A 20,962-nucleotide genomic window follows, 5' to 3' on the forward strand; every position below is an offset into this window, starting at 1 on the left:
CAAAGAGAGCCATATTTCGGGAGTAATGTTGATGGGTGATAAACAGGTTGAGACAGTTGATGAGGCGCGGGGTGTGAAAGCGTCAGACTATTTTGAGCAGCATAAGGCGGAGGCCAAATCACGTGTAGTGCGATTTTGGCGGCGGTTTTTTTTTGTCATGGGTGGGTTGGTCTTGCTTGTGGTGATTGCATTTGTGGGTTGGCATGTGTATCTGAATCATCAATTGGACCAACAGTTGGTGGAATTGCGGGCGGCGGGACATCCTGTGGGTATAGATGAGTTGGAGCAGCGATATGCTGATTTTGATGAGGAGAACCTGGCGGATTATTTGGAGCCGGTGTTAGGGCGTTTGCATGATGCGTCGAAGGAAATCAAGGAGAGATACGGGAAACATGCTGATGACATGCCGGATGATGTAGAGTCGATGAAGGGGGCGGTGCCTGTGTTGACGGCTGCTCCAATTGATTGGTATCGGAATCACCAGACGCCGCCGGGGTTGTTGCTTGATGCGATGGGGCGGCTTTTGGATGAGCACCGTGAGGATATTGAGACATTGCTTGATCTGCCTGATTGGGAGGCGCGGTATCCGATTGATTTTTCCGAGGGGATCATGACGGAACTACCGCATTTGGCGGAGCTGCGCAATGCGGCTCGTGTGTTGCAGCTTTATCATTGGGAGGCGATCCATCGGGGGCAGCCTGCGGATGGGATCCGGGCGCTTGTGGCGATGCGTCAGTTGGCAGAGTCGATCAAGGATGAGCCGGTATTGATTACGCAGCTTGTGCGTGTGTCGATACACCGGTTATTGCAGGTTGAAATTGAGCGCGCTTTGAATTTGCATGTTTATGATGATGGGCAGCTTGCGGTGTTGTATGCGTTGGTTGAGCCGTTTGATATTGGGGTGGCTGTTACGATGAGCTTTGAGGGCGAGCTTGTTTGGACACAGTATGAGATTGAGTGGATGAAACGAGATCCTGCAAGGATAAAGGAGCTACTAACTTCAGAAGCACCGGCGTTTATCGCGCGTCTTCAAAAGTATGCGGGATTGTTGACGCGAGATCAGATGTTGGTTGCGGATTATTATGGTCGCATGCTGGAGGATATTCAGCGCGGGAATTGGGATATGCAGCCTTATGATGATGAGGCGGAGCAGTATGGGTTGTTGTCGATGTATGCGAGGATTTTCTTGCCGGCGATCACAGCATGTGCAAGAACGAATGTTCAGTATCATCGGCTTAGTGTCATGACGCGGCTTGCGATTGCGGTAGAGCGATATCGGCTGGCGAAGGGTGAGCTGCCGGAAGGGCTTGATGTGCTTGTGCCGAGGTATATGGCGGCGTTGCCTGTGGATCAGTATTACAGTGTTTCGGGGGTGTTGGGTGAGGCGCAGGCGTATGGTTTGGTGACGCATGGAGCGGGTTATGTGGTGTATCATCCGGGGCGTGATATGGTAGATAATGAAGGGATGCCTGCGGCGAAGGGTGAGGGGATTGGTGGAAGTGACGGTTTTTCTGATTTGTCGATTGGTGTTGATTTACCGCGGGTTAGTGGGGCGGAGCAAGAGGGGGTTTTGCTGGCCTTGTACCCTGAAGTGGAAGAAGAGAAGCGGGATGATCTGCGGTATGAGCAGGTTCAGTATTTGAACTATGTTTCGCCGGTGACGGGTGATGCGTTGATTGAGATGGAGCCTTACCAGTCGGCTGATGAGGATCTGTTTTTGAGTGATGAAGATTGGTTTGATGAGGATGATGTCATGCTGGATGGAGATGTTTTGGGTAAGGATATGGAATAGGTGTGGAGGGAGATGGTCTAATCGCATGTTCATGTTAGATAGATGTAAAAAAACTGCGGCCGAGGTGGTCGCAGTTTTTGTTTATGTGTCTTTGGGTTGTGGGGGGTTATGCGTTGTAGGTGGTAGTGCGGACAGCTTCGATGATCTTGCGAGCATTGGGGAGCATCTCTTGTTCCATCGCGCGATTGTATGGGGCGGGGACATCATCGTTATTCACGCGGAGAACGGTATTGTCTAGATCATCAAAGCAGTTCTCGTAAACCTGTGAAGCGACTTCCGAAGCAACACTCGCGAACGGCCAGGACTGATCGACTACGACGCAGTAATTGGTCTTGCGAACCGAATTTGCGATGGTTTCGATATCGAGCGGACGATAGGTGCGGACGTCGATGACTTCGACATCGATGCCTTCTTTTTCGAGTTGCTCAGCAGCTTCAAGTGCGAAGTGAACTGGTCGGCCAGCAGCGACGATCGTGCAATCGTTACCGGGCTTTTTGATGTCGGCTTTACCGAACTCGATCACGAAGTTGTCATCTTCTTCATAGGTTGGCGGAGCCCATTTACCGTTTGCCAAATAGCGGGAGTAGTCTTTGTCGCCGCGTGCGCCCATGCCGAGCATGCGTTCGGACTCAAGATAGAACACAGGGTCTTCATCGCGGATGGCAGCTTTGAGCATACCTTTTGCATCACGTGGTGTTGAGGGAACGGCGAGTTTGAGGCCGGGGACGGAGGAGAACATGGATTCGACACACCATGAGTGGGTGGAACCGAGCTGTCCGCCTGCGCCGTTGTTGCCACGGAAGACAGCGGGGCAACCGAATTGTCCGCCGGACATGTAGAGCATCTTCGGTGCGTTGTTGATGATCTGGTCGGCAGCCACAAGGCAGAATGACCAGGACATGAATTCGATGATCGGGCGAAGGCCGTACATGGCTGCACCAACGCCGAGTCCTGCAAAGCCTGTCTCAGAGATCGGCGAGTCCACCACGCGGCGAGCACCAAACTCCTCAACCATGCCTTGGGAAACTTTATACGCACCATTGTATTCAGCGACTTCCTCACCCATCAGGAAGATGCGATCGTCTGTGCGCATTTCTTCTTCCATTGCTTCACGGAGGGCATCGCGGTATTGCACATTTCTCATGTTGCTGTATCCGTTTTATTCAGTCGGTCTAATCAAGTATTAGACTGGACATTTGTGTTCTGTTTGGGAGTAACTGCCGTGCTCGGATGAGGATTGATTATTCTGCGTCGCCTTCACCGTCTTGTAGCATCAATGGCAGGCTGCCTTTTTTGAACGGGCCAAACGTGTTGACATAAATGTCGGTGAAAAGTTCTTCGATTGGCAAGTCAGGTGATTCGGTTGCATACTTGACCGATTCCTGTGCGATCTGTTTGGCTTGGCGGTCCAGTTCGTTAATCTGATCTTGCGTGGCGAGATCGTTTTCGATCAGGTGTGTGACCAGGCGGTTAATGCAGTCCTGTTCCTGTTTGGCTTCGACTTCTTCCTTGGCACGATACTTTTGGGGGTCACTCATGGAGTGGCCTTTGTATCGGTAGGTTTTGACGTTGATGAAGCATGGGCCGACGGCGTTGCCTTCGCGCTTGTAGGTCGGAACGGTGCCGCGTTCCCATTGCGGATTTTTGGCACCACGAGTACGGGCGATTTCACGCTTGAAGGTGTGATACACATCCAAGACATCAAGTCCATCACATTCAGCGTATCGCATGCCGTAGGCTTCGGCCTTCGCGCCGAGTTCTTCAGCCATAGCTGTGCCACGACCGATTGCGGTGCCCATGGAGTAGTTGTTGTTTTCGAGGACGAAGATGATCGGCAGGTTCCAGATGGCGGCCAAGTTCATGGATTCGTGGAACGCGCCCTGGTTGAGTGCACCGTCACCGAGGTAGCAGAGGGTGACGTCTTCTTCGCCGCGATATTGTGATGCGAAGGCGAGGCCGGTACCGAGCGGACATTGTCCGCCGACAATGGCGTGTCCGCCGAACATGTTGTGTTCTTTGTCGAAGAAGTGCATCGAGCCGCCTTTGCCCTTGGCACATCCTGTGACTTTGCCGAACATTTCAGCCATGGCATATTTGGGGTCCATGCCACGTGCGAGGGCGAGACCGTGGTCCCGGTAGGCGCCGATGATCGGGTCCTTGCCATTGGTGGCAGAGATCGATCCGACGGCGACGGCTTCTTGCCCAATATAGATGTGACAGAACCCACCGATCTTCTGCTGCATGTAGGACTGCATGGTCCGCTCTTCAAATCTGCGGATCAGCATCATGTCCCGGAGCATGCCGAGAAGGGCCTCGCCGGAAAGTTCTTCGGTTTTGGTAGGCATCACATTGTCCTGTGCAGCTGAGCTCATATCCGTGGCCTCGCTTGCGCTGGTTGCTTGCTTTGTTTTTGTCATCGTCAAGATGGTCCAGTGTGTAACACAGGCGTTGTGTGGTTTGACTAGGTGCCACACCATGCGACTGGTTGGTATGTCGTGTCCTGAAGCGTTTCTCCGCGTTTCAGGTTCCCGAAGTTTCGGGTGCCCGTTGATTCGAGATTCATACGGTGCTGAACTATTTAAAGTTTAGGGTTTGGCCGGAATAGCAGCAAGTTTATCTCGGGGTGATAAGCCTTTATCAGGACAGTAATTCCGTTTGTTGGGACGAAGGTTCCGTTTTATGGGAGATTGTTTGGCGCGATCATGGTTCATCACGGCTAGCAGGTTTGCAGGACGAATGTCGCACAGACGCCTACTGGCAGCAAATGGCGGTGAGCGTCTGCAAATTGTCCGTGAGGCAGGTCGGCAGCATCGGTTGTTTGAAGGGAACTCCAAAGCAAAACCCACTGAGCGTGTCAGAGGTTAGCGATTCATAGTATGGACAGATACGAATGGAACAAGGTGAGCGGGTTCGACATGCATGGCATACAAGTCGGCGGCAAGGAAAAAATGATGTGGTGGACGGTGTAAGGTTGAGGGGCGAAAGGAGGTTAATTAAGGTACACTGCGGCATCATCACGCTTCTTGCGGAGAGATCACGGTTGACGAATTCCAGGCATTTACCATCTGTTTTTATGATCATTGTTTTCCAGGCTTTGATGCTCTTGGCTGGCAGCACAGTTGCAGCCCAAGGGATTGAGCCAGAGCACCGTCCGATTGCGGACATCAGTGTTTCTGGGCTGCGGATGGTGCCGGAGCAATTGGTCTTAAATCAGGTTCGCTCAGCGGTTGGTCGTCCTTACAACTCTCGGACCGTGACTGCGGATATCCGCCGGATCAACAACCTCGGCCGCTTTTCTTATGTTGCTGCTGATGTGAAGCCTAATGATGATGGTTCGGTTAATCTGATCTTCAACGTCACCGAGCAGCCACTCCTTGCAGACGTGCAAATCGTCGGCAACAAAGCGCTCTCGGACGGTGAGCTGCTTAATCTCGTCCGTCTTCGTGCTGGCGACCCTGCGGATGAATATCTCATCGAGCGCGGCCAGCGCCAGATCATGGACGCTTATGAGGCGGCTGGCTACTTCGTGGCTCAAGTCAGTATCGACCGTGAACTGCTCGCTGACTCTGGCATTCTCATCTATCAAGTTCGCGAAGGGCCACACGTCCGCATCCGCGGTTTCCGCTTTGAAGGCAACACTATCTTCCCCGACAAGCAACTCCGCAACGAGATCAAATCCAAGATTTACTTCCCCATCTTTCGCAAAGGCGAACTCAATCGCCAACAACTTCAGATTGATGCTGCCGCCATCCGCGACTTTTATCGTGACAACGGCTACCTCGATGCCGACGCCGCACCACGCATCAGTCTTTCTCCCGATGAACGTGATGCTGTCGTCGTCTTCATTATTAAAGAAGGCCCGCAATACCTTGTCTCCGAGATCAACGTTGAAGGTGTGGACCTCTTCACCAAGCAGCAAATCCTAGAAAACATCGAGCTTGTTCCTGGCGACATCTATACGCAAAAACGAAATAAAGATTCAGCCGAAGTCCTACGTAATATGTACGGCAAGCTCGGCTACCTAGAAACACAAGTTAGTGTCCAGCCGATTTTCCACGAAGACCAGCCACGTGTCGATGTCAGTATTGGCATCCTTGAAGGACAAGCCTACACCGTCGGCAAAGTCATTGTCACCGGCAATGACACCACCAAATCCAAGGTCGTTCTCCGTCAAGTTTATGGCATGAAGCCCGGCTACCCATTTGACCGTACCGGTTTCGATGAAACACAAAAACGTCTCCGCGCCTCACCTCTTTTCTCTGATGGCACTGTTACGATTCTTGGCGACCGTCAGGAAACCATTCGCGATGTGCTTGTTGAAGTGAAAGAAGGCGACACGGGTTCTCTCGGCTTTGGTGCAGGTGTCACATCCGACTCTGGTGTCATCGGTTCGGTCAACCTCATCCAACGCAATTTCGATATCACTGATACACCCGATTCGCTTGGTGAATTTTTCTCAGGACGTGCCTTCAAAGGTGCCGGCCAGTATTTCTCAATCGACCTACAACCCGGTAACGAAACGCAGCGCTACGCCGCATCGTTCCGCGAGCCATACTTTTTTGAGACAGATTACTTCTTCGACTCAACCGCGTTCTACTTCTCACGTGTTCGTGAAGATTGGGATGAAGCACGTGCGGGCGGCAACATCGGCATCGGGCAACGCTTCGGTGATGTCTGGTCCGCACAAGCGATCCTCCGGGCGGAAGATGTTGAAATTACCGGCGTCGATGTTAATGCGCCGGTTGATGTGTTTGATGTCGAAGGCTCAAATCTCATCGATTCCATCGGCGTCCGTCTCCAACGCCGCACGACCAACTCCATTATCTTCCCAACACGTGGTACAAACTTTGATCTCACTGTCGAACAGTTCGGCATCCTCGGTGATTTTGAATTCACACGCATCCGCGCCAAGTACAACGCCTTTTGGACCGTCGATGAAGATTTCCTCGGCCGCAAAACAGTCGTCAGTTTGCGAACCGACATCGGGAATATCTTTGGTAGTGCACCGACGTTTGAACGTTTCTATGCCGGTGGCTTCAGATCCTTCCGCGGGTTTGAATTCCGTGGTGTTGGCCCACGCGGTGTACCAGATAATTCTACTACCGGGGAGCCTGGCGAAGACCCTGTTGGCGGCAACTTCATGTGGCTTGTCTCACTTCAATACGAAGTCCCCATCTGGGATCGCTACCTCCGGGGCGTCGTCTTCACCGACCAAGGGACTGTGCAGGAAACTGCGGGGCTAGATCAATGGCGTGTGGCAGTCGGTGCAGGTGTCCGTTTCCAAGTGCCGTTCCTGTCGCAAGCACCTTTTGCGGTGGACTTTGGCATCCCGCTTGTGAAGCAGGATGGCGATCAGACGCAGCTTATCGCGTTCGACATCGCAATTCCGCTGCAATAAGCCTTGTAGATGGGTTTTTTGTAAAACCACTTTTGCTCGCCATCACATCAAAATCATGATGTACAATGCCGCCGCTGACCGATGGAAAGCATTAGCTCTGAACAGAGCTTTATCGTACCGGCATCCACCAACCATGATTCTTTAACCATAAAGAACCCGGAGATACAGATGAAATTCCGCAATATCACCATCCTGACCGCTGCACTTGCACTGCTTCTGATCGCCTTTGCTGGCGTACAAGCGACCAACATGTTTGCCGAGCCGACTGCAGTTGCGGTGGTTGATATCCAAAAAGTTTTTGACGGCCTTAAAGAGCGCGTCTCCTTAGATGCTGAAGACAAAACCAGCCGCGAAGCACTTCAACAGGAAGCCAAGCTGCGTCAGGAAGAAATCCAAGCACTTCAAGAAGAATTGAAGATGCTGGAAGGCCAAGCCGGTACCGACCAGAAACAAGATGAGCTTCAAATGAAAGCCATCCAGTACCAAGCTTGGGGTAAGTTTATGCAGCAAAAGCAGGCTTCAGATGCTGCTCTGAACATCGAACAGCTTTACCGCAAGATGCTCAAGGCGATTGATCTTGTTGCGACCGAAGGTGGATACGAGTTGGTTCTCTACAAAGAAACCATCGACCGCATGAACACCGCAGACATCCAGCAACTCCGCCTGCAGATCTTTTCTCGCAAAGTGCTCTACAACTCCCCAACGATCGACCTCACCAATCAAGTTATCCAACGCATGAACAACCAATACGACAACGCCCGCTAAATCCCCTAAATGAGCCGTGTTCAACACATAGACCTATCTAAACCTATGGCCGCCGGTCATGGGTTTTTCTTTATGCACGTCCGGGTCTGGGCGACTTAAAGTTGGATGATACGAACAGGGGAGGGAAGGGGTGAAGTGGACAAGTCGCGGGGCATAGCTAAGGTGTGTAGACTCCTCGTAGCGTAGCAAGGGTTTGCCTGCGCGAATTTATGAAAACAAAACAGGATCACGTCCCCGTGACACAGACCATTCAACAGATCGCCGACTTGGTTCAGGGCAAAATTGTTGGCAGCCCCGACCTTGAAATCCATTCCCTCGAAGAATTGGAACTTGCTGATAATGGGCAACTTACATTCGTAGGCCACGCCGACTTTGCCGAGAAGTGGCCTGAGAGCAAAGCGTCCGCCGCGCTAGTGAATGAAGATATTGAGCTTGAGCCTGGCGGCAACCGCGCGCTGATCTTCGTGCCCAATGCAGATCTGGCAATGGGACGTGTTCTGTCGGTTTTTGCCCCAGAACCGGTACAGGCCAATCCCGGCGTCCATCCTTCCGCCATCGTAGATTCTTCAGCCACGCTTGGCGAGAACGTTGCCGTCGGAGCAGGTTGTTTCGTTGGACCTAATGTTGTCCTTGGTAGCAATACGATTCTTCACGCCAACGTCACGCTTTTGGACCACGCCACCATTGGATCAGATTGTGTTATTTGGCCCGGCGCGGTTGTTCGTGAACGCTGCATTGTCGGTAACCGCACTGAGATCCACTCCAACGTCACCCTCGGTGCTGATGGCTTCGGCTATCGCCCCAACCAAAACAAAAACGGCGTTTATCTTGAGAAAATTCCCCAAATCGGCAATGTCGTCATCGGTGACGATTGCGAAATCGGGGCTGGTACTGCCATCGACCGTGCCAAGTTCTCCTCCACCGTCGTTGGTAATGGCACCAAGATCGACAATCTCTGTCAGATCGGCCACAACGTTCGTATCGGTAACATGTGCGCCATCTCCGGTTCTTGCGGTATTGCAGGTTCGGTCATCATCGGCAACGGCGTCACCATGGGCGGCATGTGTGCTCTCAAAGATCACATTACTATCAACGACGGCGCGATACTTGCTGGTGCATCCCAAGTGATGTCCGATGTTCCTGCCGGGCAGACATGGGCTGGTTCCCCCGCTCGCGAGTATGGGCAGGCCGTCCGAGAATATGCCATGATCCGCAAGCTCCCTGACCTCTACAAGCAGGTCAAGCGATTCCTGAAGTCATAACGGTATTTTTAGTTATAATAGTCCCCGCGCCAGCGGTACTTGTCAGGCTTCACCCCGGGTGTGAAACCGTCCCGCTAGACGCTAAAATCTCAGGCCAAGCACATTTTGTGCCGTGTGAGACCTTTTCGCGGATCAAGAGTACGTTATGGTGAACGTCCAACAGACGATTGCAAAAAACATCTCCTTCAACGGCATCGGCCTTTTCGGCGGAACACCCGTCTCTGTCACCTTCAAGCCTGCCCCTGAAAACCACGGCGTGGTTTTTGTACGTACAGACCTCGGTGGCACCCAGATCCCCGCACTCGTTTCAAATGTCATCAAGCGTCCTCGCCGCACCGCACTCAAGGCCGGCTCTGCCACGATCGAAACATGTGAACATTGCCTCTCTGCCGTGGCTGCTTCCAACATTGATAATCTCATCATTGAGATCAACGCGACTGAGTTGCCAGCCATGGACGGGTCGGCTCTGCCGTTTCTCGAACGCCTCCATGATGCAGGGATTGTGCAACAGGAAGCATCCCGCAAGGTGCTGAAGGTGCACGAACCGATTGTCGTTCGGCAGGATGATGCGATGGTTGCCGCAGTTCCCGCTGAGAACGGCGAATCCACCTACACCTATCAAGTCGATTACAGCAATGTCCCTGCTATCGGATCGCAGGTTTCGACCTTTAATCTTGGCGACGACAGCTACGAAAAAGAAATCGCGCCCGCTCGCACCTTTATCTTGAAGCATGAAGCCGAAGCGATGCGTGCTCAAGGTATCGGCTCGCATCTTTCTGAAGATGAAGTGTTGGTGATTGATGACAACGGCCCGATCGGAAACAACAATTTCCGATTCCCCAACGAACCCGTTCGTCACAAGATGCTCGATCTCATCGGCGACCTCTTCCTTGTCGGTACGCGCATCGAAGGACGCATTGTCGCCCATAAGTCTGGCCATGCACTAAATCAGCTCATGGCCAAGCGTCTGATTGAGCAGTACCGGGCGGATGAGTTCTTGCAGCTCTCTCGCAAGGCTGTCGCCTTTGATGCACGTCAGATCAATCGTATTCTGCCGCACCGCTATCCGATGTTGTTGGTGGACCGCGTGCTTGAGATTGATGGTGATCGCCGTGTGATCGGTATCAAAAATGTTACCGCAAACGAACCATTTTTTCAGGGACATTTCCCCGGTACGCCCATGATGCCGGGTGTACTGATCGTTGAAGCGCTCGCGCAGTTATCAGGCGTACTCATTGGTCAGTCACTCGAACACGCCGGGAAGCTTGCCGTGTTGCTTTCGCTTGATCGTGTCAAGATCCGAAAACCCGTTACCCCCGGCGATCAGCTTTTGCTGGAAGCCGAGGCCGTGAAAATCCGTGCTCGAGTCGCACATATGCGTTGTCGCGCTTATGTTGCAGAAGAACTCGCCGCCGAAGCCGAAGTTAAATTTATGCTGGTCGACGACGACCAGGAGTAAACAGGAATTGATGTCTACACGGACAAGCTCACGGTGTTCGTTTAATAGACCGCATCATACGATGGCAAATATCCACCCCACCAGCATAGTTGAAGACGGCGCGATCCTAGCCGATGACGTTGAAGTCGGGCCGTTTTGTTTTGTGAATAGCAAAGCCAAAATCGGTGCCGGCACCAAACTCCTCAATCACGTCGCTATCCATAACCGTGTCACGCTCGGCGAAAACAACACCATCTGGCCGTTCACCACCATCGGCGGCTCTCCACAAGACCTCAAATACAAAGGTGAAGACTCCGAAGTCATTATCGGCGACAACAACCAGATCCGCGAAAACGTCACCATCCACATCGGCACCGCCAACGATAAAGCTGTCACACGCATCGGGTCGAACAACCTCATCATGGTGGGTGTGCATGTCGGTCATGACTGCGTCATTGGTGATCATGTCGTGATTGCAAACGCCGTCCTCATGGCTGGACATGTGAAGATCGAATCCAACGCAGCTATCGGCGGTGCGGCAGCGATCCACCACTTCGTCAAGATCGGCCAGTTCTCATATGTCGGTGGCATGTCGCGCATCGTCGCGGATGTTCCGCCATTCATGCTCATCGAAGGCAATCCCGCCCGCGTCCGCAAGGTCAATTCGGTGCTGCTTAAACGTCACCAACTTTCTGATGAAGATATTGAGCCGCTCAAGCTTGCTTGCCGGATGTTATTCTTGCGTCTTGAAGAGGGCGCTGCTGTTGGCCGGACCGAAGAGCATCTTGCCACGCTTGAAGACCGTTTCCCCGATGACCCACGAATCAATACGCTCATCACCGATATGCGTTCGTCAATGAACGGTATCCACGGCCGATCCCGTGAAGCAGCCCGTCGTGACAACCCGTTCAAAAATCCTGTCAAATAAGCCGCCCGTTTTCCGCAGAATCTTCCAGCATGCCATACAGCACACCTGCTGCGGTGTATGATATAGTTCTGGCTCGCCCCTTCCGACACACCAGGGTAAAGCAGATTTAATCATGCCTGACAACACAAGCAAAACCTTTATCATCACCGGCGTTGCTGGCCTCGTCGGTTCGCACCTCGCAGAGATATTGCTCGCGCAGAATCACAAAGTCGTTGGCATCGACAACTTCAACGACTATTACAATGTCGATCAGAAACGCGCCAACATTCTAGGTTTTCAAGATCACACCAACTTTACACTCTGCGAAGATGACATCCGTGATGGCGATCGCATGATGGATATCTTCAAAGCACACAAGCCGCATGCGGTGGCACATCTCGCGGCCATGGCGAACGTACGCTATTCCATCGGCCGAGCGCCGCTTTATACCGACGTTAACATCGTTGGCTCTGTCAACCTCCTTGAAGCCGCTCGTCTTACTGAAACACCCAACTTCGTTTTTGCTTCTACGTCTTCGATCTATGGTCATACCAAGACGCTTCCATTTATCGAAACCGATGCGTGCAACGCGCCGCTTTCAGCCTATCCAGCTTCCAAAAAAGCCATCGAGATGATGGGCTACACCTATCACAATCTGCACGAACTCAATTTTACATCGCTACGCTTTTTCTCAGTGTATGGTCGTCGTGCACGTCCCGATATGATGCCATTCATGATCACCGACCGTTTGGTGAAGGGCGAGACAATTACGCTCTTTAATGCTGGCGACATGAAACGTGACTGGACTTATGTCGAAGACATTGCTCAAGGTGTCGCGCTGGCGATGCACAAGCCGTTGGGTTATGAGGTGATTAACATCGGTCGCGGTGAGCCTGTATTGATGTCGGACTTTGTGGCAAGTCTTGAACAGCTCACCGGCAAGAAAGCCATTCTTGAAACACCTCCCGCGCCGCCGTCCGAGCCGCATATTACATTTGCCAACATTGATAAGGCGAAATCGCTGCTTGGTTACAACCCGCAGACGCCAGTTCAGCAAGGCCTTGAGCAACTTTGGGATTGGTATAAACAGCAGTATCTCTAACCACCCATTTAGATCTGACTTCAAATAATCTTCTCGATAACCCCGTGTTTATCCTTCCTGTAAGCACGCGCTGATCACGTCGATAAAACATGAGCATACGTACGAGAGCTTATTGGCCATCGGACTAGTTCATGAGTATTACCGACGACATCCACGCGGTTTGGCTTTTCCTCAAAAACATGGGGATCATCTTTGGCCATCTCTACTGGCTTGTCATCATCGTTGTTGCCATGGTTTTCATGGGCGGTATGCTTCTCGCACGAGCCGACAATAAACCCATCTGGAAATCGATCTATCTCGCCTTCATTACCGCGCTTACTATCGGCTACGGCGACATTACTCCCCATACTCACCGTGCGAAAGTGATATCCATATTCATTGGTTTGTTGGGGCTGGTCATTACCGGCGTGGTCGTCGCCGCAGCCATCAAAGCTGCAGAAACCACGATAGAAGAAATCGAGATGCTCCCTGTCGAAGACATTGAGAAGCATCCGCTTGCTGATGGCTCGCCTGAGTTTCTGCAACATCATCGTTTGCCGGAGAGTCCTTAGTCTAATCAATGATTAGGGATATTTTTGAACAGCACGATATAAAAACAACCCGAGGCATCTGCCACGGGTTGCAATGGTATCTAGCTTGTTTTGAAGGCGTTTTGTTTTATGCAGCTTCGCTGTCCAGCGTATCTTCGGATTTAATAAATGATGGTGCATCAGCAGCTTCGGTCCAGTCTTCAGCACCAGCGATATCTAATTCCATACCAGCCGTTTTGCGGTAGCCGAGCTTACGAATAACCTCCAACACCTCGGTCCATGTTGGGTAGGGGCGATTGTTCACACGCTTATAAGCATCAATCGCTTTGATGAACAGGAATTGCTCGCCGCTCATTTCACCTTCTTCAGCGGATTTCATGAAGTCGCTACGTCGTCGTCCGGGGCCGCGTCGTCGTTCAAGGCCTGTGCCGGGATCGCGGGTGTCGACCACGTTCTTGCGGCGGTCCACACCATCGCGCAGATAGTCCGACTTCTCTTGTTTGCTGTCTGAATCGTGCATGTTGCTCTTTCTCCCGCGGGTAATCGCAGGCTGGCCGCACGATCAATCCGCTTTAAAAATCTTCATCCTCATCGTCGAAGACATCATCGTCTTCGTCATCATCGTCGTCGAAGAATGCGTCATCATCCTCGTCATCATCATCCTTACCGAAGCCGTCGTCATCATCGTCGTCTTCGTATAACGCATCCTCGTCATCATCTTCATCGTCATAAAAAGCGTCCTCATCAAACTCACCTTCGTCATCGACGAAAGCAAGTTCGGTCAAGCGGTCCGGATATACCGTCTGTGACGATTCTTGTGACTCTTCTGTTTCGCACGGGAAGTCGAATGTTCTAAAAGCTACCTTGGTTTCGATGAGCCCAACCATAACAGTCCATCTCCACGAAAATGTTGTTCTTAAAGAATTCACTGGCCGAACCCACATTCAATTGGCCCGGGCCCTTCTGGCGGTTACACTATCTCTCTGACCCAAATTGTCAATCGTAAAACGCTCCTGTGTACAACTTTCAGATGCGCCTCGATTACACAACAATATAGGGAATCCACACCGGATCAATCAATGCCAATTTCGCAAAACAAACACAACTCCGGACCTGGCAGATGGCACGTTGTTCCCGCCATAGCCACATGGATCCTCCCCGGCCTCGGGCACATCCTCATTGGTGAAAAAAAACGCGGGCTGATTCTGCTTATTAGCATCCTTTTCATCTGGTTGCTCGGTCTGCTCGTCGGCGGTGTTTCCATCTTCAACCGAGAGCTTTATTCCCCTTGGTTCTTCGGACAAATTTTGCTTTCACCTTCTATCATCATCTGGCAAATCCAAGAATTTTTAGTTAGTTCGCCGCCAGACATTCTTCCTGGTCCGCAGAATATCTTTCAGCCCGCCTACGGCTTTCCAGAAACACAAGCGCTCTTCCTCACTACTCTTGCCGGTTTGCTGAACGTACTCGCAATTATCGATGTTCTCTATCGTGAACCGCACGAACAGGCCCGCCTTGCGCCACCATCATCTGCCTGATTTCATTATTGTCGCTACCGGATCTTATTAAACGGAATAAGCTATGCTCACCGCATTCACACAATCGCTTTCCACGCTCGCCTGGCGGCCATTCCTCGATCCGATCCCCATTGATGGCTACTGGATTCTGCTCTTCTTCCCCGTCGCCGTCGTTATTGCTGTGGTCTATAAAACCCTCAAGCTTGATAATCTCAAGCACCTTCCCCGGGCTGCAACGTGGCTCACGATTCAGATCACCGTCTTCATGATTATCTCCGGCCTCGTCCTTTGGGCCATGAGTGCACTCTTCTAGTCTAGATCTAAATAAATCTCACCTATCGCTCATACCACACCCACGTTCATATCAATTTTCTGTTCGCTTCCACCTGAATTTCCTACAATAGCTATATCTATCAAACCGTTTGGTTGTGCCGCGCGCAACGACATTGATGCAAACATTACCTAGGTCCGGAATCTGTTTCACATGAAAGAACTCCTCGCCAGCCTCGCCGATGGCCAAACCCTCTCGACTTCCCAGACGCAATCCGCGATGGATCACATCATGTCCGGTGAGGCTGACCCCGTTCAGACCGGCGCTTTTCTCGCCATGATCACACTCCGCAAACCCACCGCCGACGAAATCACTGGTGCGGTACTTGCCATGCGGTCTCGCGTCCTTCCAGTCGATGTACCAGAGGGACTCACTGCCATTGATACCTGCGGCATGGGTGGCACGCACTCCACCTTCTTCAACATCTCCACCACTGCCGCGATCGTCGCCGCCGGGGCAGGCCGCCCGCATAATCTCTGTGTGGCTAAGCACGGTAACCGCGCCATTTCCTCTCGCACCGGCTCTTCCCAAGTCCTCGAATGTCTCGGTGTCAAGCTTGATGTACCGCCCGCCACGATCACGCAATGTCTCGATCAAGCCGGCATCGGCTTCTGCTTTGCTCCGGCGCACCATGCCGCCATGCGACACGCCATGCCAGTTCGCACCGCGCTCGGCTTCCGCACCCTGCTCAACCTCATCGGCCCGCTCACCAATCCTGCCCATGTCACCCGGCAACTTGTCGGCGTGCCTCGACCCGAACTGCTCCAAACCATCGCGCAGGTGCTTGCGAACCTCGGTGCGGAACATGCCATGATCGTGAACGCAGAACTACCCGATGGTAAGCGTCTTGGCGAACTGACGACGTTCGGTCCCACACAAGCTGCCGAACTTCATAACGGCATGATCAAGACGCATCAGATCGACCCAGCAACGCTGGGCCTCCCTTTTGCTGTACCTGAATCCGTAGAGGTGAATTCGCCAGAAGAGTCTGCCGCGATCATCCGCGAGGTGCTTTCTGGCGCACACGGTCCCGCTCGTGACATTGTGATCCTCAACGCTGCTGCCGCTCTCCGCATCGGCTCCGTTGTCCACGATATTCCGGAAGGTATCGAACTTGCTGCGACCGCGATTGATTCTGGTGCCGCCCAGAAGGCGCTGGATCAGCTCGTTGCCATTACCCAGGCTGCTGAGGCGCCGACCGCGTAATCGTCCTATTTTCAAGATTCGATTTCCCCATCTATAATTTCTTGTTCGTGTTGTGCCTGTGTTGTGGCACTTCTGCTTTTACCCATATGCGATCTGTACCGTCTTATCCGTTAGGAGCCACCCGCCATGGCCGAAGTAAACCGTATGTACCTTTCCAAGATCAAAACCATGATCCATCGCGGCGATGCACCAGATGACATCATTCCCATTCTGCGTAGCTATCAATATCAAGGCGGCGCGAAGCAGAGCTTAGCGGATATGTTGGCGAAGATTGCGGACGAAGAGTTGACCGTTCAGCAGGCCAACACGCTTGATCAACTCACCCAAGCGGCCCCCACCCTTTGGCCTGCACTGTGAGTCATCAGTGCTATGCCATTAAATGCTTGCTTTGCATCATCAGATCACAAAATGCAAAATTAGCCGTAACAGTTTTCCTGTTCCACCTTGTTTGCCTATATTCAAGTTAATTTTGATCTGCACGGTATAAGCCAGAACTGATTTGTGTAAATTTGTTTTGCTGGCTCATATTCTTCATATAAAATAGCATTGTATTGCTACTTGTATACCTTGCCGCCGGTAAGAATCTGGCGCGTGTGCACCTAGCAATATAGAGTACTACCAAACACGTTTTTGAGCAGGGGTCAGGACTGGTTATGTCCGGGAGCTGGGGCACACCTTTATCTTTGCTGATTGGGCAGTTTGAATTGGCGGTGTGCCTGTGTTGTTTTTTATATTCATGATCAATTCAAACTGTGGAGGTGTAGATGTTAAAGCAAAGAGGTCGAGTGCTGACTGCAGCTGTGGTGGCAGTCAGTGGTGCAGTTATTGCCACGTCGAACAGTGAAGCAGCATTCTCAAGAACCGTCATGCTTAGAGGCGAGCAAGCTGCCGATTTACCTGTCGGTGTAACTTACCGGGGATCTGCTGCTTCGATCACTATCAATCAATCGGGCCAGGTCGCATTTGTAGACTCGTTGATCGGTCCCGGTGTGGATAGCAACAACGACATTGCCATGTTTTCGGAGGGTTCAGGAACACTCAAGCTTGTGGCGCGTGAAGGCAGTGATGCGCCAGGTGCAAACCCTGGTGATGCGTTTTGGACGTTGAACGGCCATATTAGCGACACGGGTGACGTTGCAATTCGTAGCAGGCTTAAAGGGGCAGGCATCCATGACGTGAACGATTGGGGCATGTGGTCCGGCAACGCTGGCACATTATCAAAAGTTATCCGTGAAGGTGATCAAGCACCAGAGCTGTCCGGCGGCACGCTGATTGACGGCATCTTCTTTAACGATGGATTACCACTCTTGAATAATGCTGGGCATACTGCATTCTTCGCCACGCTTACAGGGACAGGTGTCAGCAGCGCCAATGATCGTGGTGTCTGGACTGATGCCAACGGTTCACTCTCACTGGTTGCCCGCAAAGGTGACGGAGCTCCCGGCACACCCACTGGTGTTAACTTCAGCCACTTTAGTGGACTGGTCATGAACGATGCAGATCAAGTCGCTTTTAGAGGGACGTTATCTGGTGCAGGTGTGAATAGCGACAATCAATTGGGCCTGTGGATCGGTGATTCAAATTCACTGACTAAAATCATTCGCACTGGCGAAGCGGCTCCCGGAACCGTACCTGGCACGAAGTTCGATAGCCTGGGTTCTTTTGCGATCAATGACACCGGGCAATCGTCTTTCTTTGGTCGGCTCGGTTTGGGCGGGGTGATTAATACAGCCAACGATACTGGGATCTGGACCAATAGCAACGGCAGCTTGTCTTCAGTTGTCTTAGAAGGTGAGGTTGCAACAGGAGCGGGACCAGACGCATTTTTCAAAACATTCTCTGCGATAAACCTCGGCAATACTGGGCATACAACTTTTTTTGCGACGCTTGACGGCGCGGGGATAGATTCAACCAACGATCAATCAATTTGGATAGAAAATGCAGGCACGTTAACGATGCTCGCACATGAAGGTGATGCTGCACCCGGCCATGATCCTGGCATTGTCTTCGGCAACTTCTCCAGTGTGATCAGCAATAAAGCTGGACAAGTTGTTTTCACTGCGTTTATGGATGGTCCCGGCATCACTGGCACAAACAGTTTGAGCATCTGGACGGCAGATACCAATGGGCAGCTCTCGCAACTGCTTCAAACGGGCGATCTGTTTGATGTGGATGATGATCTGCTCGCGGAGGAGTTACGAACGGTGTCAAGTTTTCAATACATGACGAATTCTTATACTGGCCGCGGGCACGGCACTGCGTTCAACGATGTCGGCGAGTTGGCCGTGCGGATTAACTTCGACGACGGCTCAACCGGCGTATTCGTGCTGGATACCAATGCCATCCCCGAACCCGCCTCCCTCGCATTGCTCTCAATCAGCGGTCTAGCCCTGCTTTCCCGTCGTCGCTCACCTAGCGCATAAACCACACCAGTCGAACACAAGCCACCATCACCGCCTGCAGTCCGTCGGGCGGTTTTTCTTTGCAAACAAACGACTTATAACATTTTTGTTTAGGCTGAAATCAGGCCTCTGCTTTGACTATGAGCCCTGATCCCGGTATAGTCTGCCCCTCCTGTGGAAGCCCCTGAACGAGGAGATCGAAGGGTTTTTGCCACGCCGGCAAACTTTTCAGAACCCTTAAACACTCAAACTCGCCCACACCTAGGCCCGTGTTGTTCCAAAACTGCATTTAACTTGCAGCCAGCTTGTTATCCCGATGCGCTCTGTGGCATTACTAAACAAGTTACGCTGTCTTGCTTCAATCAAAGGACCGTGATGTTTAATCTTTTCTCGAAACGCCCATACTCCATCAAAGATGAAGTTCTCTCCGGTCTTACCGTTGCGCTCGCGCTCGTCCCCGAAGCTGTTGCTTTCGCATTTGTTGCAGGCGTTTCACCGATCATCGGCCTCTACTCCGCATTTATCATCGGGCTCCTCACTGCAATCCTCGGCGGACGACCCGGTATGATCTCTGGGGCAACCGGCGCGATGGCGGTCGTGGTTGTTGCACTCGTTGCAATGCATGGTGTCGAATACCTCTTTGCGGCAGTTATCCTTGCCGGACTCATCCAAATCACCATTGGTCTTTGCCGTCTAGGTAAATTTATCCGCATCGTTCCCCACCCGGTGATGCTTGGTTTCGTTAACGGGCTTGCCATCGTCATCTTCATGGCACAGTTTGAATCCTTTAAAACCCTCACGCCGCTTGGAACGAAAGTGTTCCTTACTGGGCCGAACCTTTTTATCATGCTCGGTCTTGCGCTTCTGACTATGGTGATTATTTTTGGTTTGCCCAAACTCACACGTGCAGTTCCCGCATCACTAGCAGCAATTCTCGTGGTGGCCACACTCGGCGCATCGCTCAATTACTTTCAACCATTTGGTGAATCGATTCGTGCTGCGACCGTTTCTGATGTGTTGAATGATTCAGTGAAAGCGAACGCAGTCGCCGCTGCAAAGAAAGATGCACAAGAAGACGCGGTGCAGGTTGCTTTGGCGGATGGGGCTGCTGCTGCGGCGAACCTCGGCAAGATTTCCCAAGATGAGATCAGCAGGATTTTGTCTGAAACCGAGACGGTGACTATTGCCGGCGGCTTGCCTACTTTCCATCTCCCGCAAATCTTTCCCGACAATGTTTTTACCGGTAAAGGGCTTTGGGCGGCAATCCTGATTGTGTTGCCTTACTCACTCATCCTTGCAGGTGTAGGCCTGATCGAATCGCTTATGACATTATCGTTGATTGATGAGATCACCGAAACACGCGGTCGAGGTAACCGCGAATGTATCGGCCAAGGTATCGCCAACGTGACCTGCGGTTTCTTCGGCGGTATGGGCGGTTGTGCCATGATTGGCCAATCACTTATCAACGTGAATTCCGGCGGCAAGGCGCGACTTTCTGGTATCGTTGCTGCGCTTGGTTTGCTTTGTTTTGTTCTCTTCCTCGCACCGCTCATCGAGATGATCCCTATCGCGGCACTCGTCGGCGTCATGTTCATGGTCGTCATCGGCACCTTCGAATGGACCAGCCTCCGCACCTTCGGCAAGATTCCCGCTGAAGACGTCTTCGTGATGGTACTTGTCGCAGGTTACACCGCCATCATGCATGACCTTGCCACCGCGGTAATCCTCGGCGTCATCGTTTCTGCGATTGTCTTTGCATGGAAGCATGCGAAGAACGTCTTTGCAGATGTAAAAGTAGATGAGCTAGGTCAAAAGGTTTACCAGATTCACGGCCCACTCTTCTTCGGCGCGGTTCATTCTTTCCGCGATCTCTTTGATCCGAAGAACGATCCCGACGAAGTGGTCGTCGATTTCTATTACTCACGTGTTTACGACCATTCTGGTCTCGAAGCGATCCATAAGCTTTCTGAGCGATATCGCGCTGAAGGCAAGCGTCTTCACCTCCGCCACTTGTCCGTTGAATGTCAAGAACTCTTACGCAAAGCTGGCGACCTTGTCGAGATCGATATTTCTAACGATCCACATTACCACGTTGCCACTGATCGTCTTGCGTGATGATCGCGTATTCTTGCATTAGCCTAGTCGCGTACATTTTTTCCGTCTTAAGGTAAATAAGCATGTACTGCGCATACGGTGTTGTGGCATGTGTCATATAGCCTTGGTTTTTCCATTGCTTCCATCATGATCTTTGGCATTCGTGATTACTGCAGTCATAAAAGACGTGTGAGAACGATCAATGTTGCAAGCTTGAT

General features: G+C 51.9%; 18 protein-coding genes. 14 read left to right on the forward strand and 4 right to left on the reverse strand.

All coding sequences use genetic code 11. The annotated features are described in order from the left end of the window. Positions 1-31 precede the first annotated feature (31 nt). Positions 32-1,792 carry a hypothetical protein gene (locus tag ACQ6WK_RS17295; protein WP_432798644.1) on the forward strand — a complete coding sequence of 587 codons (1,761 nt, stop codon included), beginning with the start codon at positions 32-34 and terminating at the stop codon, positions 1,790-1,792. Between the two features lie 106 nt (positions 1,793-1,898). Here ACQ6WK_RS17295 and ACQ6WK_RS17300 read toward each other — a convergent pair whose 3' ends face one another. Both ACQ6WK_RS17300 and ACQ6WK_RS17305 read right to left on the reverse strand, forming a co-directional pair. Further along, positions 1,899-2,936 (reverse strand): alpha-ketoacid dehydrogenase subunit beta, encoded by a 1,038-nt coding sequence (locus tag ACQ6WK_RS17300; RefSeq protein WP_432798645.1) that lies wholly within the window; start codon positions 2,934-2,936, stop codon positions 1,899-1,901. 97 nt (positions 2,937-3,033) lie between these two features. After that, entirely contained in the window at positions 3,034-4,137 is a 1,104-nt protein-coding gene (locus ACQ6WK_RS17305) for a thiamine pyrophosphate-dependent enzyme (RefSeq protein WP_432798646.1), read from the reverse strand. Between the two features lie 728 nt (positions 4,138-4,865). Between ACQ6WK_RS17305 and bamA the strand changes: the two genes are divergently transcribed. The 7 genes from bamA (at position 4,866) to ACQ6WK_RS17340 (ending at position 13,215) form a co-directional block, all read left to right on the forward strand. After that, on the forward strand, positions 4,866-7,190 hold the full coding sequence (gene bamA / locus ACQ6WK_RS17310; protein ID WP_432798647.1) for an outer membrane protein assembly factor BamA: 2,325 nt from the start codon (positions 4,866-4,868) through the stop codon (positions 7,188-7,190). Between the two features lie 168 nt (positions 7,191-7,358). Continuing rightward, positions 7,359-7,955: an OmpH family outer membrane protein gene (locus ACQ6WK_RS17315; protein WP_432798648.1), complete on the forward strand. Its 597-nt coding sequence runs from the start codon at positions 7,359-7,361 to the stop codon at positions 7,953-7,955. Between the two features lie 236 nt (positions 7,956-8,191). After that, positions 8,192-9,217: a UDP-3-O-(3-hydroxymyristoyl)glucosamine N-acyltransferase gene (lpxD, locus tag ACQ6WK_RS17320; protein WP_432798649.1), complete on the forward strand. Its 1,026-nt coding sequence runs from the start codon at positions 8,192-8,194 to the stop codon at positions 9,215-9,217. A 145-nt stretch (positions 9,218-9,362) separates the two neighbouring features. Further along, positions 9,363-10,676 (forward strand): UDP-3-O-acyl-N-acetylglucosamine deacetylase, encoded by a 1,314-nt coding sequence (gene lpxC / locus ACQ6WK_RS17325; protein ID WP_432798650.1) that lies wholly within the window; start codon positions 9,363-9,365, stop codon positions 10,674-10,676. A 61-nt stretch (positions 10,677-10,737) separates the two neighbouring features. Continuing rightward, the gene (gene lpxA, locus ACQ6WK_RS17330) at positions 10,738-11,583 is read left to right on the forward strand and encodes an acyl-ACP--UDP-N-acetylglucosamine O-acyltransferase (RefSeq protein ID WP_432798651.1); all 846 of its coding nucleotides are present in this window, start codon (positions 10,738-10,740) and stop codon (positions 11,581-11,583) included. A 112-nt stretch (positions 11,584-11,695) separates the two neighbouring features. Beyond that, positions 11,696-12,664: an NAD-dependent epimerase/dehydratase family protein gene (locus ACQ6WK_RS17335; protein ID WP_432798652.1), complete on the forward strand. Its 969-nt coding sequence runs from the start codon at positions 11,696-11,698 to the stop codon at positions 12,662-12,664. Between the two features lie 131 nt (positions 12,665-12,795). Then, positions 12,796-13,215, forward strand: coding sequence for a potassium channel family protein (locus tag ACQ6WK_RS17340; RefSeq protein ID WP_432798653.1), 420 nt, complete (start codon positions 12,796-12,798; stop codon positions 13,213-13,215). 106 nt (positions 13,216-13,321) lie between these two features. Here the strand turns inward: ACQ6WK_RS17340 and ACQ6WK_RS17345 are convergent, their stop codons facing one another. Then, positions 13,322-13,714, reverse strand: a complete 393-nt coding sequence (locus tag ACQ6WK_RS17345; RefSeq protein ID WP_432798654.1) for a hypothetical protein — start codon at positions 13,712-13,714, stop codon at positions 13,322-13,324. A 52-nt stretch (positions 13,715-13,766) separates the two neighbouring features. Continuing rightward, positions 13,767-14,081: a hypothetical protein gene (locus ACQ6WK_RS17350; protein ID WP_432798655.1), complete on the reverse strand. Its 315-nt coding sequence runs from the start codon at positions 14,079-14,081 to the stop codon at positions 13,767-13,769. A 192-nt stretch (positions 14,082-14,273) separates the two neighbouring features. On the opposite strand from ACQ6WK_RS17350, the gene ACQ6WK_RS17355 reads away from it, so the two are divergent. The 6 genes from ACQ6WK_RS17355 to ACQ6WK_RS17380 all read left to right on the forward strand — a co-directional run bounded on the left by ACQ6WK_RS17355 (position 14,274) and on the right by ACQ6WK_RS17380 (position 20,765). Next, positions 14,274-14,732 carry a DUF6677 family protein gene (locus ACQ6WK_RS17355; protein ID WP_432798656.1) on the forward strand — a complete coding sequence of 153 codons (459 nt, stop codon included), beginning with the start codon at positions 14,274-14,276 and terminating at the stop codon, positions 14,730-14,732. A gap of 43 nt (positions 14,733-14,775) precedes the next feature. Continuing rightward, on the forward strand, positions 14,776-15,024 hold the full coding sequence (locus tag ACQ6WK_RS17360) for a hypothetical protein (protein ID WP_432798657.1): 249 nt from the start codon (positions 14,776-14,778) through the stop codon (positions 15,022-15,024). A 171-nt stretch (positions 15,025-15,195) separates the two neighbouring features. After that, positions 15,196-16,248: an anthranilate phosphoribosyltransferase gene (gene trpD / locus ACQ6WK_RS17365; RefSeq protein WP_432798658.1), complete on the forward strand. Its 1,053-nt coding sequence runs from the start codon at positions 15,196-15,198 to the stop codon at positions 16,246-16,248. A gap of 126 nt (positions 16,249-16,374) precedes the next feature. Further along, a complete protein-coding gene (locus ACQ6WK_RS17370; RefSeq protein WP_432798659.1) occupies positions 16,375-16,605 on the forward strand; it encodes a hypothetical protein in 231 nt (76 codons plus the stop codon). Positions 16,606-17,012: 407 nt separating this feature from the next. Further along, positions 17,013-18,671, forward strand: coding sequence for a PEP-CTERM sorting domain-containing protein (locus tag ACQ6WK_RS17375; RefSeq protein WP_432798660.1), 1,659 nt, complete (start codon positions 17,013-17,015; stop codon positions 18,669-18,671). Positions 18,672-19,025: 354 nt separating this feature from the next. After that, positions 19,026-20,765: a SulP family inorganic anion transporter gene (locus ACQ6WK_RS17380; RefSeq protein WP_432798661.1), complete on the forward strand. Its 1,740-nt coding sequence runs from the start codon at positions 19,026-19,028 to the stop codon at positions 20,763-20,765. Positions 20,766-20,962 lie beyond the last annotated feature (197 nt).

This window comes from Poriferisphaera sp. WC338, from assembly GCF_050931845.1.
Classification (GTDB): domain Bacteria; phylum Planctomycetota; class Phycisphaerae; order Phycisphaerales; family Phycisphaeraceae; genus Poriferisphaera.

Coding starts and splice junctions, on each gene's coding strand:
- ACQ6WK_RS17295 (WP_432798644.1), top strand. CDS start 32: ATGGGTGATAAACAGGTTGAGACAGTTGATGAGGCGCGGGGTGTGAAA.
- ACQ6WK_RS17300 (WP_432798645.1), bottom strand. CDS start 2,936: ATGAGAAATGTGCAATACCGCGATGCCCTCCGTGAAGCAATGGAAGAA.
- ACQ6WK_RS17305 (WP_432798646.1), bottom strand. CDS start 4,137: ATGCCTACCAAAACCGAAGAACTTTCCGGCGAGGCCCTTCTCGGCATG.
- bamA (WP_432798647.1), top strand. CDS start 4,866: ATGATCATTGTTTTCCAGGCTTTGATGCTCTTGGCTGGCAGCACAGTT.
- ACQ6WK_RS17315 (WP_432798648.1), top strand. CDS start 7,359: ATGAAATTCCGCAATATCACCATCCTGACCGCTGCACTTGCACTGCTT.
- lpxC (WP_432798650.1), top strand. CDS start 9,363: ATGGTGAACGTCCAACAGACGATTGCAAAAAACATCTCCTTCAACGGC.
- lpxA (WP_432798651.1), top strand. CDS start 10,738: ATGGCAAATATCCACCCCACCAGCATAGTTGAAGACGGCGCGATCCTA.
- ACQ6WK_RS17335 (WP_432798652.1), top strand. CDS start 11,696: ATGCCTGACAACACAAGCAAAACCTTTATCATCACCGGCGTTGCTGGC.
- ACQ6WK_RS17340 (WP_432798653.1), top strand. CDS start 12,796: ATGAGTATTACCGACGACATCCACGCGGTTTGGCTTTTCCTCAAAAAC.
- ACQ6WK_RS17345 (WP_432798654.1), bottom strand. CDS start 13,714: ATGCACGATTCAGACAGCAAACAAGAGAAGTCGGACTATCTGCGCGAT.
- ACQ6WK_RS17350 (WP_432798655.1), bottom strand. CDS start 14,081: ATGGTTGGGCTCATCGAAACCAAGGTAGCTTTTAGAACATTCGACTTC.
- ACQ6WK_RS17355 (WP_432798656.1), top strand. CDS start 14,274: ATGCCAATTTCGCAAAACAAACACAACTCCGGACCTGGCAGATGGCAC.
- ACQ6WK_RS17360 (WP_432798657.1), top strand. CDS start 14,776: ATGCTCACCGCATTCACACAATCGCTTTCCACGCTCGCCTGGCGGCCA.
- trpD (WP_432798658.1), top strand. CDS start 15,196: ATGAAAGAACTCCTCGCCAGCCTCGCCGATGGCCAAACCCTCTCGACT.
- ACQ6WK_RS17370 (WP_432798659.1), top strand. CDS start 16,375: ATGGCCGAAGTAAACCGTATGTACCTTTCCAAGATCAAAACCATGATC.
- ACQ6WK_RS17375 (WP_432798660.1), top strand. CDS start 17,013: ATGTTAAAGCAAAGAGGTCGAGTGCTGACTGCAGCTGTGGTGGCAGTC.
- ACQ6WK_RS17380 (WP_432798661.1), top strand. CDS start 19,026: ATGTTTAATCTTTTCTCGAAACGCCCATACTCCATCAAAGATGAAGTT.